This is a genomic window from Nocardioides sp. YR527 (genome assembly GCF_900101045.1).
GTDB lineage: Bacteria > Actinomycetota > Actinomycetes > Propionibacteriales > Nocardioidaceae > Nocardioides.
In genome coordinates this window covers 124,903-143,649 of sequence record NZ_FNFN01000008.1, presented here as the reverse complement: position 1 = coordinate 143,649, position 18,747 = coordinate 124,903, and the positions used below count along the sequence as shown (strand labels likewise).

Below are 18,747 nucleotides of genomic sequence, written 5' to 3'. Positions count from 1 at the left end.
TGGTCCGCTCTGTCGAAAGGAACCCCGATGACACTCAACCGCGCCTCCGAGCTGCCCCTGGAGGGCGTCACGGTCCTGGACTTCAGCCAGTTCCTGGCCGGCCCCGTGGCGGCGCTGAGGCTCGCTGACCTCGGCGCCCGGGTCATCAAGATCGAGCGACCCGCCGGGGGAGATGCGGGCCGGAGCCTGGCCTTCGCCGGGCGGACGGTGAACGGCGACAGCCTCTCCTTCCACGCGATGAACCGGAACAAGGAGAGCGTGACGGCCGACCTCAAGGATCCCGCCGACCTCGAGCGCGTACGCGGACTGGTCGCGGAAGCCGATGTGATCGTCCAGAACTTCCGCCCCGGGGTGATGGAGCGGATCGGACTCGACTACGAGTCCGTCCGGGCGCTCAACCCGAGCATCGTCTACGGCAGCGTGACCGGGTACGGCGGCGTCGGCCCGTTCCAGGACCGCCCCGGCCAGGACCTGCTCGCCCAGGCGATCGCCGGTCTGCCCTGGCTCAACGGGTCGGCCGAGGATCCGCCGGTCCCCGTCGGGCTGGCGGTGGCCGACCACCTCGCCAGCTGTCACCTGGCCCAGGGCATCACCGCTCTGCTGGTCAGGCGGTTCCGGACCGGGAAGGGCGGGCTGACCGAGACGAGCCTGATGGAGTCGCTGCTGGACCTGGAGTTCGAGCTGCTGACGACAAGGCTGAACGACCCGACGGTCGAGGTACGCCGCAAGGGACCCCGCTCGGCCCACGCCTTCCTCTCCGCTCCCTACGGCATCTACCCGACGAGCGACGGCTACCTCGCGATCGCGATGAACCCCGTGCCCGTCATCGGGCGGCTGCTCGGGCTCCCCGAGCTGGAGGCGATGACCGACCCGCAGACTTGGTGGGACCGGCAGTCGGAGATCGAGGAGGCGATCGGAGACCGTCTTCGGGGCGACACCCGGGACGCCTGGCTGGCCGTCCTGGACGCCGAGGACGTGTGGTGCGCCCCGGTGCTCACCCTCTCCGAGCTCGTAGAACACAAGGGCTTCGAGGCCATCGCGATGACCCAGCAGGTCCGTCGCGACGGCCTCACCCTGACGACCACCCGCAGCCCGATCCGCATCGATGGCGAGCGGCTGACCAATCCGCGCCCGGCTCCACGCCTGGGCGAGCACGACCTGGAGGGGGACCGATGACCGTCCTGCACGGCATGACCTGGGAGCACCCGCGCGGCTACGACTGCCAGGTAGCGGCAGCCCAGGAGTACGCGCGCCGGACCGGGGTCGAGGTGCGCTGGGAGTACCGCTCCCTGCAGGCGTTCGCCGACGCGCCGCTGGGTGAGCTGGCCGAGCGCTTCGACCTGCTGGTCATCGACCACCCCCATGTGCCCCTGGCCGCGACGGAAGGGGCCCTGGCACCTCTGGACGGCGCCGGGTACGACGACCAGCTGGCCGCCCTGGCAGCCGATGCCGTGGGCAGCAGCCACGCCTCGTACCGCTTTCAGGGGCATCAGTACGGCCTGGCCACCGACGCCGCGGCACAGGTGGCCGCCTACCGTCCGGACCGTCTGCCGGCACCTCCCACGACATGGGAGGAGGTGCTCGACCTGGCCGCCGAGGGCCGGGTGCTCTGGCCGGCCAAGCCGATCGACGCCTACTCGACCTTGTGCACCCTGGCGGCCAACCGGGGGACGCCGGTCAACGCCGAGCCCGGAAGCTTCCTGCCCGAGGAGGCCGCGCTGGTCGTGCTCGACCTCATGCACCGGCTCTGCGACCGGATTCCCTCGTGGTGCCTGACCGCGAACCCGATCGAGGTCGCCGAGGCACTGGCCGGCGACACTGCCGAGCCGTGGGCGTACGCGCCGTTGATGTACGGCTACACCAACTACTCGCGGGTCGGCTTCCGGCCGCACCGCCTCAGGTACGTCGACATGCCCTCCGGTCCCCGAGGAGTGGCCGGCTCGCAGCTCGGGGGCGCCGGCGTGGCCGTCTCGGCCCGGTCGAGAGAGCTCGACGCCGCCCGCGCGTATGCACTGTGGGTGGCCTCGCCGGAGGTTCAGGCGGGCACCTACTACGACGCCGGTGGCCAGCCCGGCTACGCCTCGTCGTGGGACGACGACCGGCTCAACGAGGACTCCTGGGACTTCTTCCGTGGCACCAGGGCGACCCTCGAGGGCGCGTGGGTACGGCCCCGGACCGCCGGCTACATGGAGTTCCAGGACACCGTCTCACCATGGGTGACCGAGGCGCTGGCCGGGAAGCTGACCGACGCCGAGCTGATCCGACGCGCCGGCGATCTCGCCGAGCGCCTGCTCGTACCGGAAGGAGCATCGCTGTGAGAGTCGAGGAACGCTGGTTCGAGGACTACGTGGTCGGGGAGTCCAGGACCACCCTGGGACGTACGATCACCGAGGCCGACATCGTTCTGCACGCCGGTCAGACGGGTGACTTCTTCCCGCATCACATGGACGCGGAGTGGATGGCCACCCAGCCGGCGGGACAGCGGATCGCGCACGGGACGCTGATCCTCTCCGTGGCGGTCGGGATGACCGCCACCGACATCAACCCACGGTCGATGTCCTACGGCTACGACCGGATCCGGTTCATCGGCCCGGTGTTCATCGGCGACACCATCACCGTCACCGCCGAGATCACCGAGACGACGGAGCACCGGAAGAAGCCGGACGAGCTCGGCTACGTCCACGAGCTCGTCACCGTGACCAACCAGCGTGCCGAGACGGTGCTGGTGCTGACCCACCTCTACCTCGTCAACAAGCGCAACGGCCACCCATCCGCACAGGAGGATCCCTCGTGACCCGTATCACCGCCGTCGATGTCACCGATGTCCGCTTCCCGACCTCTGTGTCGATGGACGGATCCGACGCCATGAACAAGGACGGTGACTACTCGGCCACGTACGTCGTGGTGAGCACCGACGACCCGGAGCTGTCCGGCTTCGGCTTCACCTTCACCATCGGGCGCGGCAACGACATCTGCACCCTGGCGGCCCAGCGCCGCGGAGAGCCGCTGGTCGGGCGCGATGTCGGCGACGTGGTGGGTGACCTGGGCGGGGTCTACCGAGATCTCGCCTCGGACTCCCAGCTGCGCTGGCTGGGCCCGGACAAGGGGGTCGAGCACCTGGCCCTCGCCGCCGTGATGAACGCGGTCTGGGACCTGGCGGCCCGCGACGCCGGCAAGCCGCTGTGGCGGCTGCTGGCCGAGATGAGCCCCGAGGAGCTGGTCGACGTCGCCGACCTGAGCTACCTCAGCGACGCCCTCACCAGGGAGGAGGCCCTGGAGATCCTCCGCGCCGGCGTCCCCCACCGCGAGGAGCGGATCCGGCACCTGGAGGAGACCGGCTACCCCTGCTACACCACCTCTGCCGGCTGGCTGGGCTACTCGGACGACAAGCTGCGCAGGCTGGCCACCGAGGCGGTCGAATCCGGCTATCGGCACATCAAGCTGAAGGTCGGTGCGAACCTCGAGGACGACATCCGGCGCTGCGAGATCGCGCGGGAGGTGATCGGCTGGGACGCGAAGCTGATGATCGACGCCAACCAGGTCTGGGACGTGCCGCAGGCCATCGAGTGGGTCAAGGCGCTGGCGCGGTTCGAGCCGTGGTGGATCGAGGAGCCGACCAGCCCCGACGACATCCTCGGCCATGCCGCCGTACGCAGGGCGGTTGCCCCGATCGGGGTGGCCACCGGTGAGCACGGCATGAACCGGGTGCTCTTCAAGCAGATGTTCCAGGCGGAGGCCATCGACTTCTGCCAGCTCGACTCCGCGCGGCTGGCGAGCATCAACGAGATCCTCGCCGTCTATCTGATGGCCCAGAAGTACGGCGTGCCGGTCTGCCCCCACGCCGGCGGCGTGGGTCTGTGCGAGCTCGTCCAGCACCTGTCCGTCTTCGACTACGTCGCCATCTCGGGCACGCTCGAGGACCGGGTCACCGAGTACGTCGACCATCTGCACGAGCACTTCACGGACCCGTGCATCGTCGAGGACGGCGCCTACCGGCTGCCGGCCCGGCCGGGCTACAGCGCGCAGATGCACCCCGAGTCGGTGGCGACGTACGCCTATCCGAACGGCAGCTACTGGGCTTCCAACGAGGAGGCCCTCGGGTGATCATCGACAGTCACCAGCACGTCTGGGACCTCACCCGCTCGCCCTATCCGTGGCTCGGTCCCGACGTGCCCGAGTACAACCGCACGTTCACCTTCGACGAGGTCGGGCCGCAGCTGCGGGCGCAGGGAGTGGACGCGACCGTGCTGGTCCAGTCCGACGACCACGACGGGGACACCGACCTGATGATCGAGGTCGCCGACCGACACCCCGAGGTCGTGGGGATCGTGGTCTACGTGCCGCTGGACCGGCCGGACGTGGCCGCCGAGCGGCTGGAGTCGCTGCGAGGAGACGATCGGGTGGTCGGCGTACGCAACCTGATCCACAACATCCCCGACCCCGACTGGATCCTCCGGCCGGACGTCGCCGAGGGGCTCGGGCTGCTGGAACGGCTCGGGCTCACCTACGACCACGTCTCGGTGCTGCCACGCCACCTCGAGCACGTCGCGACGCTCTCCGAACGCCACCCCGACCTGCGGATCGTGGTCGACCACCTCTCCAAGCCACCGATCGGCGAGGCCGAGCGCGAGCCGTGGTGGAGCCTCATCGAGCGGGCGGCATCGAACCCGCACGTGTTCGGCAAGATCTCCGGGCTCTATCCGGGTGCCGCCCCGGACACCTGGACCGTGGCCGACCTCCAGCCCTTCGTCGACCGGGCGGTCGAGGTGTTCGGCCCGAGCCGGCTGATGTACGGCGGCGACTGGCCGATCTCCACCGCCGCGGGAGGCTACGAGCGGGTCTTCGCCGGGCTCCAGGACGCCTTGGCCGGTCTGTCGAGCCAGGAGCGCGAGGAGATCTACGCCGGCAGCGCGCGCCGCTTCTACGGGCTCGACGAGCAGCGGCTCGCCGCCGCGGAGGCGTCGGCTCAGGAAGCCCTCTGATCCATCAGAGATCAGATCATTTGCTTCGTCCTGATTGATCGACAAGGCCGATATCGGTCAAAACAGCCCTGATTCTCGGCAACCATCGACATGACGTGTGATGTCTATTACATTGAAACAACCGATGTTTGCCCAATGGTGGGCATGAGTCAGGAGGAAGCTGATGGTGGACTTCACGAGACGACGGGTGCTGCAGGCCGCCTCGGCGGTGGCCGGTGGCGCGCTGGTGCAGCCGGTCGTGACCCAGGCGGCCGCGGCCGCCGACGAGCCGGAGACCAACCCGCTCGAGCTGTGGTACCGCCAGCCGGCCGCGGAGTGGCTCCAGGCGCTGGCGATCGGCAACGGCCGGATGGGCGCGATGGTCTTCGGCGGGGTGGCCAGCGAGAAGCTGATGCTGAACGAGGACTCGGTCTGGGCCGGTCATCCGCACAGCTATGACCCGCCTGGTGGAGCCGAGGCGCTCCCCGAGATCCGCAAGATGATCTTCGAGGACAACTGGGTGGGCGCCCAGCGTCTGGCCGACAAGGAGTTCATGGGGCGTCCCAGCGAGCAGGCCTTCTACCAGCCGGTCGGTGACCTGCTGCTCGAGTTCCTGGGCCTCGACGGCGAGCCCACGACGTACCGGCGCTCGCTCGACCTGCGGACCGCGACCGCGATCTCGGAGTTCGAGGTCGGCGGCGTGCGCTACCGCCGCGAGTCGTTCGTCAGTCACCCGGACCAGGTGATGGTCGTCCGCCTCACCGCCGACCAGGCCGAGAAGGTCTCGTTCAACGCCACCTTCCAGTCGCCGCAGCAGAGCGACGTGCAGCCCCACGATGCGCGGACGCTCGCCCTGGAGGGCATCAGCGGGGCCACGGAGGGGATGGAGGGCGCGGTCCGTTTCATCAGCCTCGTCCGCGCCGAGACCGACGGCGGCACGGTCCAGTGCGCCGACACCCAGCTGCGCGTGCGCAACGCCACCTCGGTGACGCTGCTGGTCGCGATGGCGACCAGCTACCGCAACTACGCCGACGTCAACGCCGACCACGTACGCCGCGCGGAGAAGCCCCTCGAGGCGGCCACCGGGCGCGGCTACGGCCAGCTGCGTTCGGCGCACGTGCGGGACTATCAGAAGCTCTTCGGCCGGGTCGACATCGACCTCGGCACCTCCGCGGCGATCGAGAAGCCGACCGACGAGCGGGTGGCAGCGTTCCGTGACGGCGGCGACCCGCAGCTGGCCGCGCTGTGGTACCAGTTCGGGCGCTACCTGCTGATCTCGTCCTCCCGGACCCCGGGCCAGCCGGCCAACCTGCAGGGCCTGTGGAACTACAAGATGCAGCCCGAGTGGCAGTCGAAGTACACCCTCAACATCAACGCGCAGATGAACTACTGGCCCGCCGGTCCGGCCAACCTCGCCGAGTGCTGGGACCCGATGTTCACGATGACCGAGGAGCTCGCGGAGGTCGGGCGGAACACCGCCAAGCAGATGTGGGGCTCGGACAAGGGCTGGGTCGCCCACCACAACACCGACGGCTGGCGGGGCACCGCACCGGTCGACTTCGCCTACTACGGGGTCTGGCCGATGGGCGGCGCCTGGCTCTCGCTGCTGTTCTGGGAGCGCTACGAGTACACCGGCGACAAGGCGAACCTCGCCGAGCACTTCCCGACGCTGCGGGGCGCGGTCGAGTTCTTCCTCGAGACGATGGTCCGCGACGACCAGTCCGGCTACATGGTCACCTGCCCGTCGCACTCGCCGGAGATCAAGCACCACGAGCAGGACGACGAAGGGGTCAGCATCTGCGCGGGTCCGACGATGGACTGCCAGATCCTGCGCGACCTGTTCACCGCGTTCGAGAAGGCCGCCGCCGCGCTCGGCAAGCACGACCCGCTCGTCGCCCGGGCCGTGGCGATGCGCGACCAGCTGCCGCCCAACCAGATCGGCTACCTGGGCCAGCTGCAGGAGTGGCTGATCGACTGGGAGGAGGCTGCCCTGGAGCGCAGCCGCCACGTCTCCCACCTGTGGGGCGTCTTCCCCTCCGACCAGATCAGCCCGTTGCGTACGCCGGAGCTGGCCGACGCCGCCCGCAAGGCGCTCGAGCTGCGCGGCCCGGCGATCACCACGGGGTGGTCGCTGGCGTGGAAGATGAACATCCGCGCGCGTCTGCTCGAGGCCGAGAACGCCTACCTCCACGTCCAGCACATGCTGCACCCCTCCCGGACGGCGCCCAACCTCTTCGACCTGCACCCGCCGTTCCAGATCGACGGGAACTTCGGAGCCGTCTCCGGGATCACGGAGATGATCATGCAGAGCCACTCCGGCGAGCTCTTCCTGCTCGCCGCGCTCCCGGAGGCCTGGCCGCAGGGGAAGGTCCGCGGCCTGCGCGCCCGCGGTGGCTTCGAGGTCGACCTGAAGTGGGCTGACGGCAAGGTCGAGGTGGCGCGGATCCGGTCGCTGCTCGGCAACCGGCTCCGGCTGCGTACGCAGGAGCCGGTCAAGGTGGCGGGGACGGACGTCTCCCGGCCGGAGGAGAACGTCGTCGAGTTCAGCACCCGGCGCGGCAGCACCTACACCGTGGTCCCCAAGTAGGGACCAACTCAGGCCGGCCGCGTCGCGGCCGGCCTGAGTCCGTCTACGGGTGGACCGGGGTCGGCGCGGGCTCGCCTGCGAGCACGGCGCGGGCGTTGTCGATCGCGAGCATCGCCATCCGGTCGCGGGTGGCGCGGCCGGCGCTGCCGATGTGTGGCAGCAGGACGACGTTGGGGAGCCCCAGCAGGTCGGGGTGGACAGCCGGCTCGTTCTCGAAGACGTCGAGCCCCGCAGCGCCGATCGTGCCGTCGGCCAGCGCGGCCGCCAGGGCGGCCTCGTCGACGATGGGACCGCGAGCGGTGTTGACGAGGACCGAGCCCGGCCCCATCAGCCGGAGCTCCTCGGCGCCGATGAGATGCCGGGTCTCGGGGGTCAGCGGGCAGTGTAGGGACACGACGTCCGAGGCGACCAGCAGCTCGGGCAGCGGCAGGGTCTCGACGCCCAGGCGCGCTGCCTCCTCGCCCGCGGAGCGGGACGGGGTCGCCACGATGCGCATGTCGAAGGCGCGAGCGCGCCGTGCCATCGCCAGCCCGATCCGGCCCAGGCCGACGATGCCCAAGGTCGCGCCGCTGCTGACGTCGAGACCCACGAAGAGGTCCGGCCGCCAGGACCACGGCTCGCCGCTTCGTACGAACGCGTCGGCCTCCACCACGCGGCGCGAGGTGGCCAGCAGCAGCGCGAAGGCGAGGTCGGCGGTCGCCTCGTCGAGCACCCCGGGGGTGTTGGTCACGGTGATGCCGCGAGCCGCACAGGCGGCGACGTCGACGTTGTCGTGACCGACCGCCATGTTGGCCACGACACGCAGCGACGGGCCGGCCGCGTCGAGCAGCTCGGCATCGACCCGGTCGGTCAGCAGGCAGACGAGCGCGGCGGCCCCGCGTACGTCCGAGAGCAGCTCCGCGCGGCTCTGCCCGGAAGAATCTTCGGCGCAGGTCACCGGCCCCGGCAGCGCCTCCAGAACCTGGCGGGCGCGGTCGGCGGGTCGGAAGCTGACGTGCAGCCGGCCCTGGTTCGGCTCGTTCACTCCTGCTCCTTCTTCTGGTCCTCGGCGAGGCTGCGGCGGATCCAGTTCTCGATGCCCGCGACATGGGCCAGGGACAGCGCGGCGGCGATGCTCGGCTGCCGGTCCGCGATGGCCAGGGCGATGCCGCGGTGCTCGCGCTGCGTCTGGTCGAAGGAGTCCTGCTGGGTCACGCCACGCCAGATCCGGGCCCGCTGGGTGCGGTTGGCGACCCCGTCGATGAACGAGCAGAGCACGGTGTTGCCGGAGGCCTGGGCGATCCGGTGGTGGAACTCCAGGTCGTTGGCCACGACCTCCTCCAACGACGTCTCGGGGCTGACCGAGTCGACCAGTGCGAGCAGGCCGGCGGACTCCTCCGATGACATCTGCATGGCCGCCTTCTCGGCGGCCAGCGGCTCCAGCGCCCGGCGTACCTCGAAGAGGTCCAGGACGCTGGAGTCCTGGTGGAAGTCGATGACGAAGCCCATCGTCTCCAGCAGGATCTCCGGCGTCAGGCTGGTGACGTACGTCCCGTCGCCCTGGCGTACGTCGAGGATGCGCATCATCGAGAGCGCGCGCACCGCCTCGCGCAGGGAGCTGCGGGAGATGCCGAGCTGTGTGGACAGGTCGGCCTCGCGCGGGAGACGGTCGCCCGGCTTCAGCCGGCCGTCGAGGATCATCTCCTTGATCTTCTCGATCGCCTCGTCGGTCAGCGCCATCGGGATACTGGTCCTCTCACTCGGTCGGTCGCAACCGTAACGTTGCCATGCCACCGTCGACCGCAAGGGCCACTCCGGCGGTCGACCCCGACGATGGGCTGGCCAGGTACGCGACCGCGAGGGCGACCTCGTCCGCGCTGACCAGCCGGCCGTGCGGCTGTCGCGCGTCCAGGGCGGCCCGCTCGGCCTCGGGGTCGTCGGCCGAGTCGAGCAGACGCTGCACCCAGGGGGTCGCGGCGGTCCCGGGGTTCACGCAGTTCACGCGGATGCCCTCCCGGAGGTGGTCGGCGGCCATGGCCTGGGTCAGGGACTGGACCGCACCCTTGCTCGCGGAGTAGAGGGCACGCTGCTGGATGCCGGTGGTCGCGGCCACCGAGGCCACGTTCACGACCGCCGCGGCAGGGGAGCGCCGCAGGTGCGGGAGTGCTGCGCGCGAGACCCGGACGGCGCCGAGGACGTTGACGTCGAAGACCGCGTGCCACTGCTCGTCGGGGTTGTCCTCGACGGTGCCCTGGGCGCCGATGCCGGCGTTGTTGACGACGATGTCGAGCCGGCCGAAGTCGGCGACCGCCTGCTCCACCGCCGCCCGGATGCTCGCGTCGTCGGTGACGTCGGCGCGGATGCCGAGGGCCTTGGGGTTGATGCCCTCGGGGTCGAGGTCGAGGGCTGCGACCTGGGCGCCGCGCTCGAGCAGGACCTCGACGACGGCGGCGCCGATGCCGGACGCGCCACCGGTGACGAGAGCGACGAGCCCGTCGAGCTCGCGCGTTCCCTGGGCGCTCATGCCTGGCTCCCGAACGCGACGTACTCCTGGCGCTGGCGGCCGAGTCCGTCGATCTCGATCTCGACGACGTCGCCGGGCTGGATGTAGGGGAAGCGGCCGGAGAGCGCGACGCCCTCGGGGGTGCCGGTCATGATCAGGTCGCCCGGATCGAGGACCATGAACTGGCTGAGGTGGTGGATCACCGTCGCGACGTCGAAGATCTGGTCGGCGGTCACCGAGTCCTGTCGCGGCTCGCCGTTGACGAAGGAGCGCAGGCCCAGCTTCTGGTGCTCCACCTCGTCGGGGGTCACGACCCAGGGGCCGACGGGGCTGAAGCCGGGGGCGATCTTGCCCTTGCTCCACTGGCCACCGGAGACCTCGAGCTGGAACTCGCGCTCGGAGAGGTCGTTGGCGACCACGAAGCCCGCGACGTGCTCCAGGCTCTGGTCGGGGGAGTCGAGGTAGGACGCGCGCTTGCCGATCACGACGCCGAGCTCCACCTCCCAGTCGGTCTTGGTGCTGTTGCGCGGGATGGTGACGGCGTCGTTCGGCCCGGCGATCGTGTTGGGGGTCTTGAAGAAGATGATCGGCACCGTGGGCGGTTCCGAGCCGGACTCGGCGGCGTGCGCGGCGTAGTTCATGCCGATGCAGACGATGGCGCCGGGCTTGCTGATCGGGGCGCCTACGCGGAGCGTGTCGGCCCCCTCGAGGAGAGGGAGCTCGCCCGCGGCGTGCGCGGCGGCGGCCCGTGCCGGCCCGTCGGAGGCCCAGAAGGCCGCGTCGATGTCGGTGGTGAGATCGGCCAGGCTGCGCACCTCGTCCTCGAGCACGAGAACTGGCGTTTCCTTCCCTACGGGTCCCAGGCGGGCGAACTTCATGCGGTGGCCTCCAGCGGTGAGTAATCTGATCTATCGGTGAACCTGAGCCGCCAAATGCGGCGACCAATGCATATTGACAGCCCAAACATCAGATGTCTAGCCTCGTGATGGCGGTCGGACGACCGCGGGGGCAGAGCGTGAGGAGGACGGATGGAGATCCCGTTGTTCGGACTCGGCTGTGCGCCGATGGGCAACCTGTTCCGGCCGCGTACGGACGAGGACTGCCATGCGACGCTCGATGCCGCCTGGCAGGCAGGGGTGCGTCACTTCGACACCGCGCCCCACTACGGGCTGGGCCTGTCGGAGGAGCGGATCGGGCGGTTCCTGGCGACGCGGCCACGCTCGGAGTTCGTCGTCTCGACCAAGGTCGGCCGGCTCGTACGCCCCAACCCGTCCTGGGACGGGCAGTCCCAGGACGACATGGGCTTCGCCGTCCCGGCCAGCTCGCACCGGGTCCTCGACTACTCCGCCGACGGCGTACGCCGCAGCCTGGAGGAGTCGCTGACCCGGCTCGGTCTGGACCGCGTCGACATCCTCTACGTGCACGACCCCGAGCTGTCCGGTGACCCGGCTGCCGTCGAGACCGCGCTCGCCGGCCTGGCGAAGCTCCGTGAGGAGGGCCTGGTCGACGCGATCGGCACCGGCTCCCTGTCGGTCCAGGCGCTCACCGCGACGGTCGAGACCGGCCTCGCCGACGTGGTCATGGTCGCCAACCGCTACACGCTCCTGGACCAGTCCGTCGCCGACGGCCTGCTCGAGGCGTGCGACCGGCACGGCACCAGGATCGTCGCGGCGGCCGTGTTCTCCAGCGGCCTGCTCGCCACCACCCCGCGCCGGGGCGCGATGTACAACTACGGCGAGGTGCCCGACGACATCCTCGAGCGGGCCGTACGCATCGCCGAGGTCTGCGCAGCCCATGGCGTCGAGCTCGCCACTGCAGCCCTGCACTACCCGTTGCAGGACCCACGGGTCGTCTCGATCGTCGCCGGCGCCGGCCGGCCCGAGCAGGTGAAGCAGAACCTCGATCGGCTGGCCGTCTCGGTCCCCGAGGCGCTGTGGACCGACCTGGCCGACCAGGGGCTGGTGCCGTCGTGCGCGTAGCCCTCATGGTCACCTGCATCAACGATGCCCTGTTCCCCGACACCGGGCGCAACGTGGTCCGGCTCCTGCGCCGCCTCGGCGTCGAGGTGGACTTTCCCCAGGCCCAGACCTGCTGCGGTCAGCCGATGGTCAACACCGGCTACCTCGACGAGGCCGTGCCGGTGCTGCGCTCCTTCGTCCGCGCCTTCGAAGGCTACGACGCCGTCGTGACGCCGTCGGGCTCGTGCGCCGGATCGGCCCGTCACCAGCACGACCTGGTGGCCCGCCGCAGCGGCGACGAGGGCCTGCGGGCGGCGTCCCGCGAGACGTCCCAGCGGGTCTACGAGCTCAGCGAGTTCCTCGTGGACGTCCTCGGTGTCGAGGACGTGGGTGCCTACTTCCCGCACCGGGTGACCTACCACCCGACCTGCCACTCGCTGCGGATGCTCGCGGTCGGCGACCGGCCGCTGCGGCTGCTCCGGCACGTCCGCGGGATCGACCTCACGGACCTGCCCGGCGCGAACGAGTGCTGTGGTTTCGGCGGCACCTTCGCGATGAAGAACTCCGACACCTCGGTGGCCATGGGGTCCGACAAGGCCCGGCACGTACGCGAGACCGGGGCCGAGGTGCTGGTGGCCGGTGACCGCTCCTGTCTGACCCACGTCGGAGGGTTGCTCTCACGGCAGCGTGCCGGCGTACGCGTCATGCATCTGGCCGACGTGCTCGCGCAGACCGAGCCCTCCAAGGTGGTCGCCTCGTGACCGGCACGTTCGTCGGGATGCCGGTGTTCCCGAAGGCCGCGCGCGAGGCGGTCGGCGACTCCCAGCTGCGCCGCAACCTCGCCCATGCCACCGGCACCATCCGCGCCAAGCGCGCCGCCGTCGTCGGCGAGGTCGAGGAGTGGGAGGAGCTGCGCCTGGCGGGTGCGGCCATCAAGGAGAACGTGCTGCTCCACCTCGACGAGCACTTGGTACGCCTCGAGGAGTCGCTCACGAAGGCCGGCGCGACCGTGCACTGGGCGAGCGACGCAGAAGAGGCGTGCCGCATCGTCGGCGACATCGCCGCCGCACACGACGCCACCGAGGTGGTGAAGGTGAAGTCGATGGCGACCCAGGAGATCGGTCTCAACGAGGCGCTGGCCGCCCGCGGGATCGACGCCTGGGAGACCGATCTGGCCGAGCTGATCGTGCAGCTCGGCGACGACCTGTCCTCCCACATCCTGGTCCCCGCCATCCACCGCAACCGCGCCGAGATCCGCGAGATCTTCGCCTCCGCGATGGGTGAGGTCGGGCGTCCCGCTCCGGACGACCTGACCGACGAGCCAGCCCGGCTCGCGGAGGCCGCCCGCCTGCACCTGCGCGAGAAGTTCCTGCGCGCCAAGGTCGGCGTCTCCGGCGCCAACTTCGCCGTCGCCGAGACCGGGTCCCTCGTCGTGGTCGAGTCCGAGGGCAACGGCCGGATGTGCCTGACCCTGCCCGAGGTGCTGGTCTCCGTGGTCGGCATCGAGAAGATCCTGCCGACCTGGGACGACCTCGACGTCTTCCTCCAGCTCCTGCCGCGCTCGGCGACGGGGGAGCGGATGAACCCCTACACCTCGGTGTGGTCCGGTGTCACCCCGGACGACGGTCCGCAGGAGGTGCACGTGGTGCTGCTCGACAACGGTCGCACCCGCGCGCTGGCCGACGAGGTCGGCCGGCAGGCGCTGCGCTGCATCCGCTGCTCGGCCTGCCTCAACGTGTGCCCGGTCTACGAGCGCACCGGCGGTCATGCGTACGGCTCGGTCTACCCGGGCCCGATCGGCGCCATCCTCAACCCGCTGCTCAAGGGCGTGGGCCACGACGACCAGACCGACTCCCTGCCGTACGCCTCGACGCTGTGCGGCGCCTGCTTCGAGGCCTGTCCCGTGCGTATCGACATCCCCTCGGTGCTGGTGGAGCTGCGCTCGCAGGTGGTCGACGCCCACCGCGGCGGCGTACCCAAGCCCGAGGCGGTGGCGATGAAGGCCGCCGGGGCGACGCTGGCGTCCGGGCGCCGGCTCGGCCTCGCCGAGCGCCTCGCCGGCACCGGCATCAGGCTCGCCCGCCGCGTCGGCGCGCGCCCCTGGACCCAGGCCCGCGACCTGCCGGACCCGCCCGCCGAGTCCTTCCGCGCCTGGTGGCGCCGCACCGGAGGAGATGAGCGATGAGCACCCGTGAGGAGATCCTGGGCCGAGTCCGCCAGGCGATCGGTGACACGCCCCGCCCGACCGCTGAGGTGCCCCGCGGCTACCGGGGTGTGGGCGAAGGCCTCGACCGGTCCGCCGTGCTCGCCCGGTTCGTCGAGAGGGTCGAGGACTATCGCGCCACGGTCACCCGGTGCCGCGCGGCAGAGGTCGCCGAGGTGCTGGCGGCGGCGGTCACCGGCCGGAGCGTCGTCGTACCCCCGGGCCTGCCGTGGCCGGTCCCCGGATCCGTCGACGACACCGGGCAGTCTGCCGCCGAGCTCGATGCGATCGACGCGGTCGTCTCCGCGGCCGCGCTCGGTATCGCCGAGACCGGCACGGTCGTGCTCGACCACGGCCCCGGCCAAGGGCGTCGCGCGCTCACCCTCGTCCCGGACCTGCACGTGTGCGTCCTCGGGGCCGCCCAGGTCGTGGCCGGCGTCCCGCAGGCCGTCGCCCGCCTCGACCCGGCGAGCCCGCAGACCTGGATCAGCGGCCCGTCGGCGACCAGCGACATCGAGCTCGACCGCGTCGAGGGCGTCCACGGCCCGCGCACCCTGCACGTCGTCCTCGTCGACGACCTCTGACCGTCCGTCCATCAGACACCGAGAGGACCCCCACATGACCCGCTACGGCTCCGTGGTCCGACTGCGCCCCGAGAAGGAGGCGGAGTACGTCGAGCTGCACGCCGCCGTGTGGCCCGAGGTGCTCGAGCGCCTGACCGCCAGCAACATCCGCAACTACTCCATCTTCCTGCGCGACGGCTGGCTCTTCAGCTACTTCGAGCACGTCGGGGAGGACTACGAGGCGGACATGGCCGCGATCGCCTCCCACGACGTGACCCAGCGGTGGTGGGAGGTCACCGCCCCGTGCCAGGAGCGGCTGCCCACCGCCTCCGAGGACGAGCAGTGGTCCACGATGACCGAGGTCTTCCATCTTGACTGAGCCGTCGATCGGGCCCCGCCGCTTCGATGCCCACCACCACCTGTGGGACCTCGAGGTACGCGACCAGGACTGGACGCGCGATCTCCCGGCCATCCGGCGCTCGTTCTCCTTCGACGACCTCCGGCCCCATCTGGCCGACCACCGGATCAACGGGACCGTCGTCGTCCAGACCGTCGCGGTCGCGGAGGAGACCCCCGAGCTGCTCGCGCTGGCGGCGGCCACCCCCGAGATCCTCGGGGTGGTCGGCTGGGTCGACCTCACCGCCGCCGACGTCGCCGATCGGCTCGCCGGACTGCGCGAGGGGCCCGGGGGAGACCTCCTCGTCGGCATCCGGCACCTGGTGCAGTCCGAGCCCGATCCCGAGTGGCTGCTCCGTGAGGACGTGCTGCGGGGGCTCACCGCCGTCGCTGATGCCGGTCTGGTCTACGACCTGCTGGTGCGCCAGCCTCAGCTGCGGGCGGCCGTCGGCGCTGTCGAGCAGGTCCCCGGCGGGTGCTGGGTGCTCGATCATGTCGGCAAGCCCGTGATCGACCCTGCCGCCTTCGACGAGTGGGCGGGACACGTCGCAGCGCTCGCCCGCCACGACTCAGTGGCGTGCAAGCTGTCCGGCCTGGTCACCGAGCTCGCCCCGGACCAGCCGATCGAGGCGGTGCTTCCCTGGGCCGCGCACGTCATCGATGTCTTCGGCGCCGCGCGCACGATGATCGGTTCGGACTGGCCGGTCTGTCTGCTGCGCTCGTCCTACGACGAGGTGGTCGACCTGGCCGACACGGTGCTCGCCGGGCTCGACGACACCGGCCGCGCCGACGTCTGGGGTGGCACGGCCGCTCGCGTCTACGGCCTCGGCTCCTGATCGGCGTCGCGCGCCCCGGAAACATTGGAAAACGCTTGCTCGAACCTTGTCTGTGATGTTAGACACATGTCATACGTCATATCTCAAGGAGACGGACATGCACACTCGCACGACACGCCGCGCCCGCGCGGCGGTGGCCGTGGTCCTGGCGGCACTCGGTTCGACGGTCCTCGTCACCGGTACGCAGCCCGCCACCGCGGCCGGTAGGACCCTCACGATCCACGTCGCCCCCGACGGCGACGACGCCGACCCGGGCACGAAGAGCCAGCCGCTGCGGACGGTGGAAGCGGCCCGCGACGCGCTGGCCGGACGTACCTCCGCGGAGAACCGAGGCACGGTGATCGTGCACGGCGGCGAGTACGTCCTCGACGACGCGATCGACCTGACCGGTCCCGAGCACTCCTGGGTCACCTACCGCGCCGCGGCGGGGGAGAAGGTCCGCCTCACGGGCGCGCACGCGCTGGGTGCCCAGGGCTGGCGGCCGCTCGCGGACCTGTCTGCCGACGAGCTCGCCCAGCCGCGGTTCTCCTCGAACACTCGGCTCGACTCGCCGGCCCTGCGCGAGGGCGTGTGGGTCTACGACCTCGGTGCCGAGAACATCGATCCCGGCACCCTCTACAAGAACGGGTTCAACTGGCTGCCGCAGCCCTTCGCGCCCGAGCTCGTCGTCGACGGCGGGACCCAGACGCTGGCGCAGTACCCGAACCCGAACGACTGCACGGGAGCTGACAGCAGCTGCTACCTCTACGGCGACGGCGGCAAGTGGAAGGTCCCGGCGACCAACGACCTCATCCAGTGGACGCTGCGTGACCGGTTCGGGATGGAGCCGGACTGGGCGATCAGCGGGACCACCCCGCGCGCGCAGTTCGAGGACAAGAAGCAGCAGCTCGCGAACCCCGCGGACCGCGACACCTGGTCCCAGGACGAGATGCGCAAGATGACGCCTCCCCTCTACGAGGTCGGTGGCCGGCTGCTCGAGGGCGACCGCTACCAGGGCTGGGCTCCGCAGGGAGTCCCGGAGATCGTCGACAATGGCACCCGCGGCTTCGGTGCCTACTCGAACATCCCGGTCCAGGCCGACCCGCAGGAGCTCACCGACGTCGACAACACGACGTACGAGACCGAGGCGTGGCTCTCGGGCTACCTCGGCAACAACTACGCCAACGACATGGTGCGGCTGGTCTCCTGGAGCGGCACCACGATGTACGCCAAGTACCCCTCGATGTACTGGCCCCGCAACGACTACACCAAGGTCAAGGCGCTCAACATCCTCTCCGAGATGGACACCGAGGGCGAGTACTACATCGACCGTCACGCGGGCAACGACGTCGTCTACTACAAGCCGGCGGGTGGGACGATGGAGGGCAAGAGCGCGACGCTGCGCGCCTTCGACGACAACATCTTCCGGCTCGAGGGCACCACAGGCGTGACGCTGAAGGGCCTGTCGATGTCGGACTCGCTGATCAGCGCGGTCCAGCTGCTCGACGCCGAGAAGACGCTGATCGACGGCGTCGACATCTCCAACGTCAGCATGGACGCGATCCGCATCGGCGAGACCACCGAGTCCATCACCGCGCTGCCCGACTACGAGACCGTACGCGGCGGCCACGACAACATCGTGCAGAACTCCTACCTCCACGATCTCGGCGGCGGCGGAGTCCTGCTCGGCGGCGGTGACCGCAAGACTCTGGAGCGCGGCGACAACGTGGCCCGCAACAACGAGATCGCGCGCTTCTCGCGGCTGGCGACCTACACGCCGGCCGGCTACCTCTACGGCGTCGGGAACAGCTTCGAGAACAACTACGTCCACGACGCGCCCCACATGGCGGTGCAGATCATGGGCAACGACATGAAGGTCAACAACAACTTCTTCTACGACCTGGTGAAGAACGCGGGCGACCAGGGCGTCGTCTACACCGGGCGTGACTACACCTATCTGGGCAACGAGGTGGCGTACAACTTCTTCGACACCATCGGTGGCTCCAACGACGCGTTCTACATGGACGACGGCGTCTCGGGGATGCGGTTCCACCACAACGTCGTGAAGAACGCGCACTCCGGCGTGTTCTTCCAGTCGGGCCACAGCAACAAGGCGACGGACAACGTGTTCATCGACGTCGACCAGACCGGCCACGACCAGCTCTACCACCGCAACGGCGAGACCGGTCTTCCCGTGCCAAACGGCTGGGTGGTGCAGAGCCGCTACAACTCGTTCCTCGACGTACGGCCGGGGGAGAAGTACTCGGCCACCGCGGAGGATGTCGCCCGCTGGCACCGTCACTACACCGACGGCAGGGCCCGCTACTCCGACGGAACGCCGATCGTGTTCCCGGAGATCAAGGACTGGTACGTCCCGCGCGTCACCGCGACCGGCGAGGACTGCAAGAAGGCCGACTATGCGGCCGCCGCGACCAACGGCTGCGACCGGGCCACCGTGTGGGAGAACCCGAACTCCCTCTACGTGCCGGCCCGCAACGCGATCGACCGCTCGGTCATCATCGGCGGCGGCGAGTACCGCGCCGGCGAGAACTCGTTCGCCGACCCGGCCGCGACCTATCGCCTCTCCACGTGGAGCGACGCGATCAACACCAACCTCAGCAAGCCCGCCTCGCTCGAGGCCGCCGGGCTCGACCTCGACACGCTGAGCTTCAGCTACACCGGCGAGGTCGCGCAGACCTTCGGCCGGAAGTGGGTGGCGAACTGGAACCGGCTGGTCACCCGGGAGGGCATCGGCCTCCCGGGCGGCCCGGCCGCCGGCTGA

General features: G+C 70.3%; 17 protein-coding genes. 13 read left to right on the top strand and 4 right to left on the bottom strand.

Going from position 1 to position 18,747, the window contains the following annotated elements:
- Positions 1 to 27: 27 nt before the first annotated feature.
- The 6 genes from BLT25_RS23230 (at position 28) to BLT25_RS23205 (ending at position 7,548) form a co-directional block, all read left to right on the top strand.
- The gene (locus tag BLT25_RS23230; protein ID WP_091051131.1) at positions 28 to 1,176 is read left to right on the top strand and encodes a CaiB/BaiF CoA transferase family protein; all 1,149 of its coding nucleotides are present in this window, start codon (positions 28 to 30) and stop codon (positions 1,174 to 1,176) included.
- On the top strand, positions 1,173 to 2,318 hold the full coding sequence (locus tag BLT25_RS23225) for an extracellular solute-binding protein (RefSeq protein WP_091051130.1): 1,146 nt from the start codon (positions 1,173 to 1,175) through the stop codon (positions 2,316 to 2,318). The genes BLT25_RS23230 and BLT25_RS23225 overlap by 4 nt, the downstream gene beginning before the upstream one ends.
- Positions 2,315 to 2,794, top strand: coding sequence for a MaoC family dehydratase (locus tag BLT25_RS23220; RefSeq protein WP_218131457.1), 480 nt, complete (start codon positions 2,315 to 2,317; stop codon positions 2,792 to 2,794). The genes BLT25_RS23225 and BLT25_RS23220 overlap by 4 nt, the downstream gene beginning before the upstream one ends.
- The gene (locus BLT25_RS23215; protein ID WP_091051126.1) at positions 2,791 to 4,104 is read left to right on the top strand and encodes an L-fuconate dehydratase; all 1,314 of its coding nucleotides are present in this window, start codon (positions 2,791 to 2,793) and stop codon (positions 4,102 to 4,104) included. The genes BLT25_RS23220 and BLT25_RS23215 overlap by 4 nt, the downstream gene beginning before the upstream one ends.
- Positions 4,101 to 4,982, top strand: a complete 882-nt coding sequence (locus BLT25_RS23210) for an amidohydrolase family protein (RefSeq protein ID WP_091051124.1) — start codon at positions 4,101 to 4,103, stop codon at positions 4,980 to 4,982. Before BLT25_RS23215 ends, BLT25_RS23210 begins: the two co-directional genes overlap by 4 nt.
- A 163-nt stretch (positions 4,983 to 5,145) precedes the next feature.
- The gene (locus BLT25_RS23205) at positions 5,146 to 7,548 is read left to right on the top strand and encodes a glycoside hydrolase family 95 protein (protein ID WP_091051122.1); all 2,403 of its coding nucleotides are present in this window, start codon (positions 5,146 to 5,148) and stop codon (positions 7,546 to 7,548) included.
- A 43-nt stretch (positions 7,549 to 7,591) separates the two neighbouring features.
- Here BLT25_RS23205 and BLT25_RS23200 read toward each other — a convergent pair whose 3' ends face one another.
- From BLT25_RS23200 to BLT25_RS23185, 4 genes are read right to left on the bottom strand one after another with little or no spacing between them, the layout of a single operon-like run.
- Positions 7,592 to 8,572, bottom strand: a complete 981-nt coding sequence (locus tag BLT25_RS23200; protein WP_256328747.1) for a 2-hydroxyacid dehydrogenase — start codon at positions 8,570 to 8,572, stop codon at positions 7,592 to 7,594.
- The gene (locus tag BLT25_RS23195; protein WP_091051120.1) at positions 8,569 to 9,267 is read right to left on the bottom strand and encodes a FadR/GntR family transcriptional regulator; all 699 of its coding nucleotides are present in this window, start codon (positions 9,265 to 9,267) and stop codon (positions 8,569 to 8,571) included. The genes BLT25_RS23200 and BLT25_RS23195 overlap by 4 nt, the downstream gene beginning before the upstream one ends.
- Before the next feature lie 16 nt (positions 9,268 to 9,283).
- Entirely contained in the window at positions 9,284 to 10,051 is a 768-nt protein-coding gene (locus BLT25_RS23190; protein ID WP_091051117.1) for an SDR family NAD(P)-dependent oxidoreductase, read from the bottom strand.
- Complete coding sequence (locus BLT25_RS23185) at positions 10,048 to 10,908, bottom strand: fumarylacetoacetate hydrolase family protein (protein ID WP_091051116.1); 861 nt, start codon at positions 10,906 to 10,908, stop codon at positions 10,048 to 10,050. The genes BLT25_RS23190 and BLT25_RS23185 overlap by 4 nt, the downstream gene beginning before the upstream one ends.
- A gap of 150 nt (positions 10,909 to 11,058) precedes the next feature.
- Here BLT25_RS23185 and BLT25_RS23180 point away from each other — a divergent pair, with 150 nt between their 5' ends.
- The 7 genes from BLT25_RS23180 (at position 11,059) to BLT25_RS23150 (ending at position 18,747) form a co-directional block, all read left to right on the top strand.
- Positions 11,059 to 12,009 carry an aldo/keto reductase gene (locus BLT25_RS23180; protein ID WP_091051113.1) on the top strand — a complete coding sequence of 317 codons (951 nt, stop codon included), beginning with the start codon at positions 11,059 to 11,061 and terminating at the stop codon, positions 12,007 to 12,009.
- Positions 12,000 to 12,749: a (Fe-S)-binding protein gene (locus BLT25_RS23175; RefSeq protein WP_371113353.1), complete on the top strand. Its 750-nt coding sequence runs from the start codon at positions 12,000 to 12,002 to the stop codon at positions 12,747 to 12,749. The genes BLT25_RS23180 and BLT25_RS23175 overlap by 10 nt, the downstream gene beginning before the upstream one ends.
- Positions 12,746 to 14,173: a LutB/LldF family L-lactate oxidation iron-sulfur protein gene (locus BLT25_RS23170; RefSeq protein WP_256328746.1), complete on the top strand. Its 1,428-nt coding sequence runs from the start codon at positions 12,746 to 12,748 to the stop codon at positions 14,171 to 14,173. Before BLT25_RS23175 ends, BLT25_RS23170 begins: the two co-directional genes overlap by 4 nt.
- The gene (locus tag BLT25_RS23165; protein WP_091051110.1) at positions 14,170 to 14,775 is read left to right on the top strand and encodes a LutC/YkgG family protein; all 606 of its coding nucleotides are present in this window, start codon (positions 14,170 to 14,172) and stop codon (positions 14,773 to 14,775) included. Before BLT25_RS23170 ends, BLT25_RS23165 begins: the two co-directional genes overlap by 4 nt.
- Before the next feature lie 34 nt (positions 14,776 to 14,809).
- Positions 14,810 to 15,133, top strand: coding sequence for an L-rhamnose mutarotase (locus BLT25_RS23160; protein ID WP_091051107.1), 324 nt, complete (start codon positions 14,810 to 14,812; stop codon positions 15,131 to 15,133).
- Positions 15,126 to 15,986, top strand: coding sequence for an amidohydrolase family protein (locus BLT25_RS23155; RefSeq protein ID WP_091051106.1), 861 nt, complete (start codon positions 15,126 to 15,128; stop codon positions 15,984 to 15,986). Before BLT25_RS23160 ends, BLT25_RS23155 begins: the two co-directional genes overlap by 8 nt.
- 97 nt (positions 15,987 to 16,083) lie before the next feature.
- Positions 16,084 to 18,747: a right-handed parallel beta-helix repeat-containing protein gene (locus BLT25_RS23150; RefSeq protein WP_176884195.1), complete on the top strand. Its 2,664-nt coding sequence runs from the start codon at positions 16,084 to 16,086 to the stop codon at positions 18,745 to 18,747.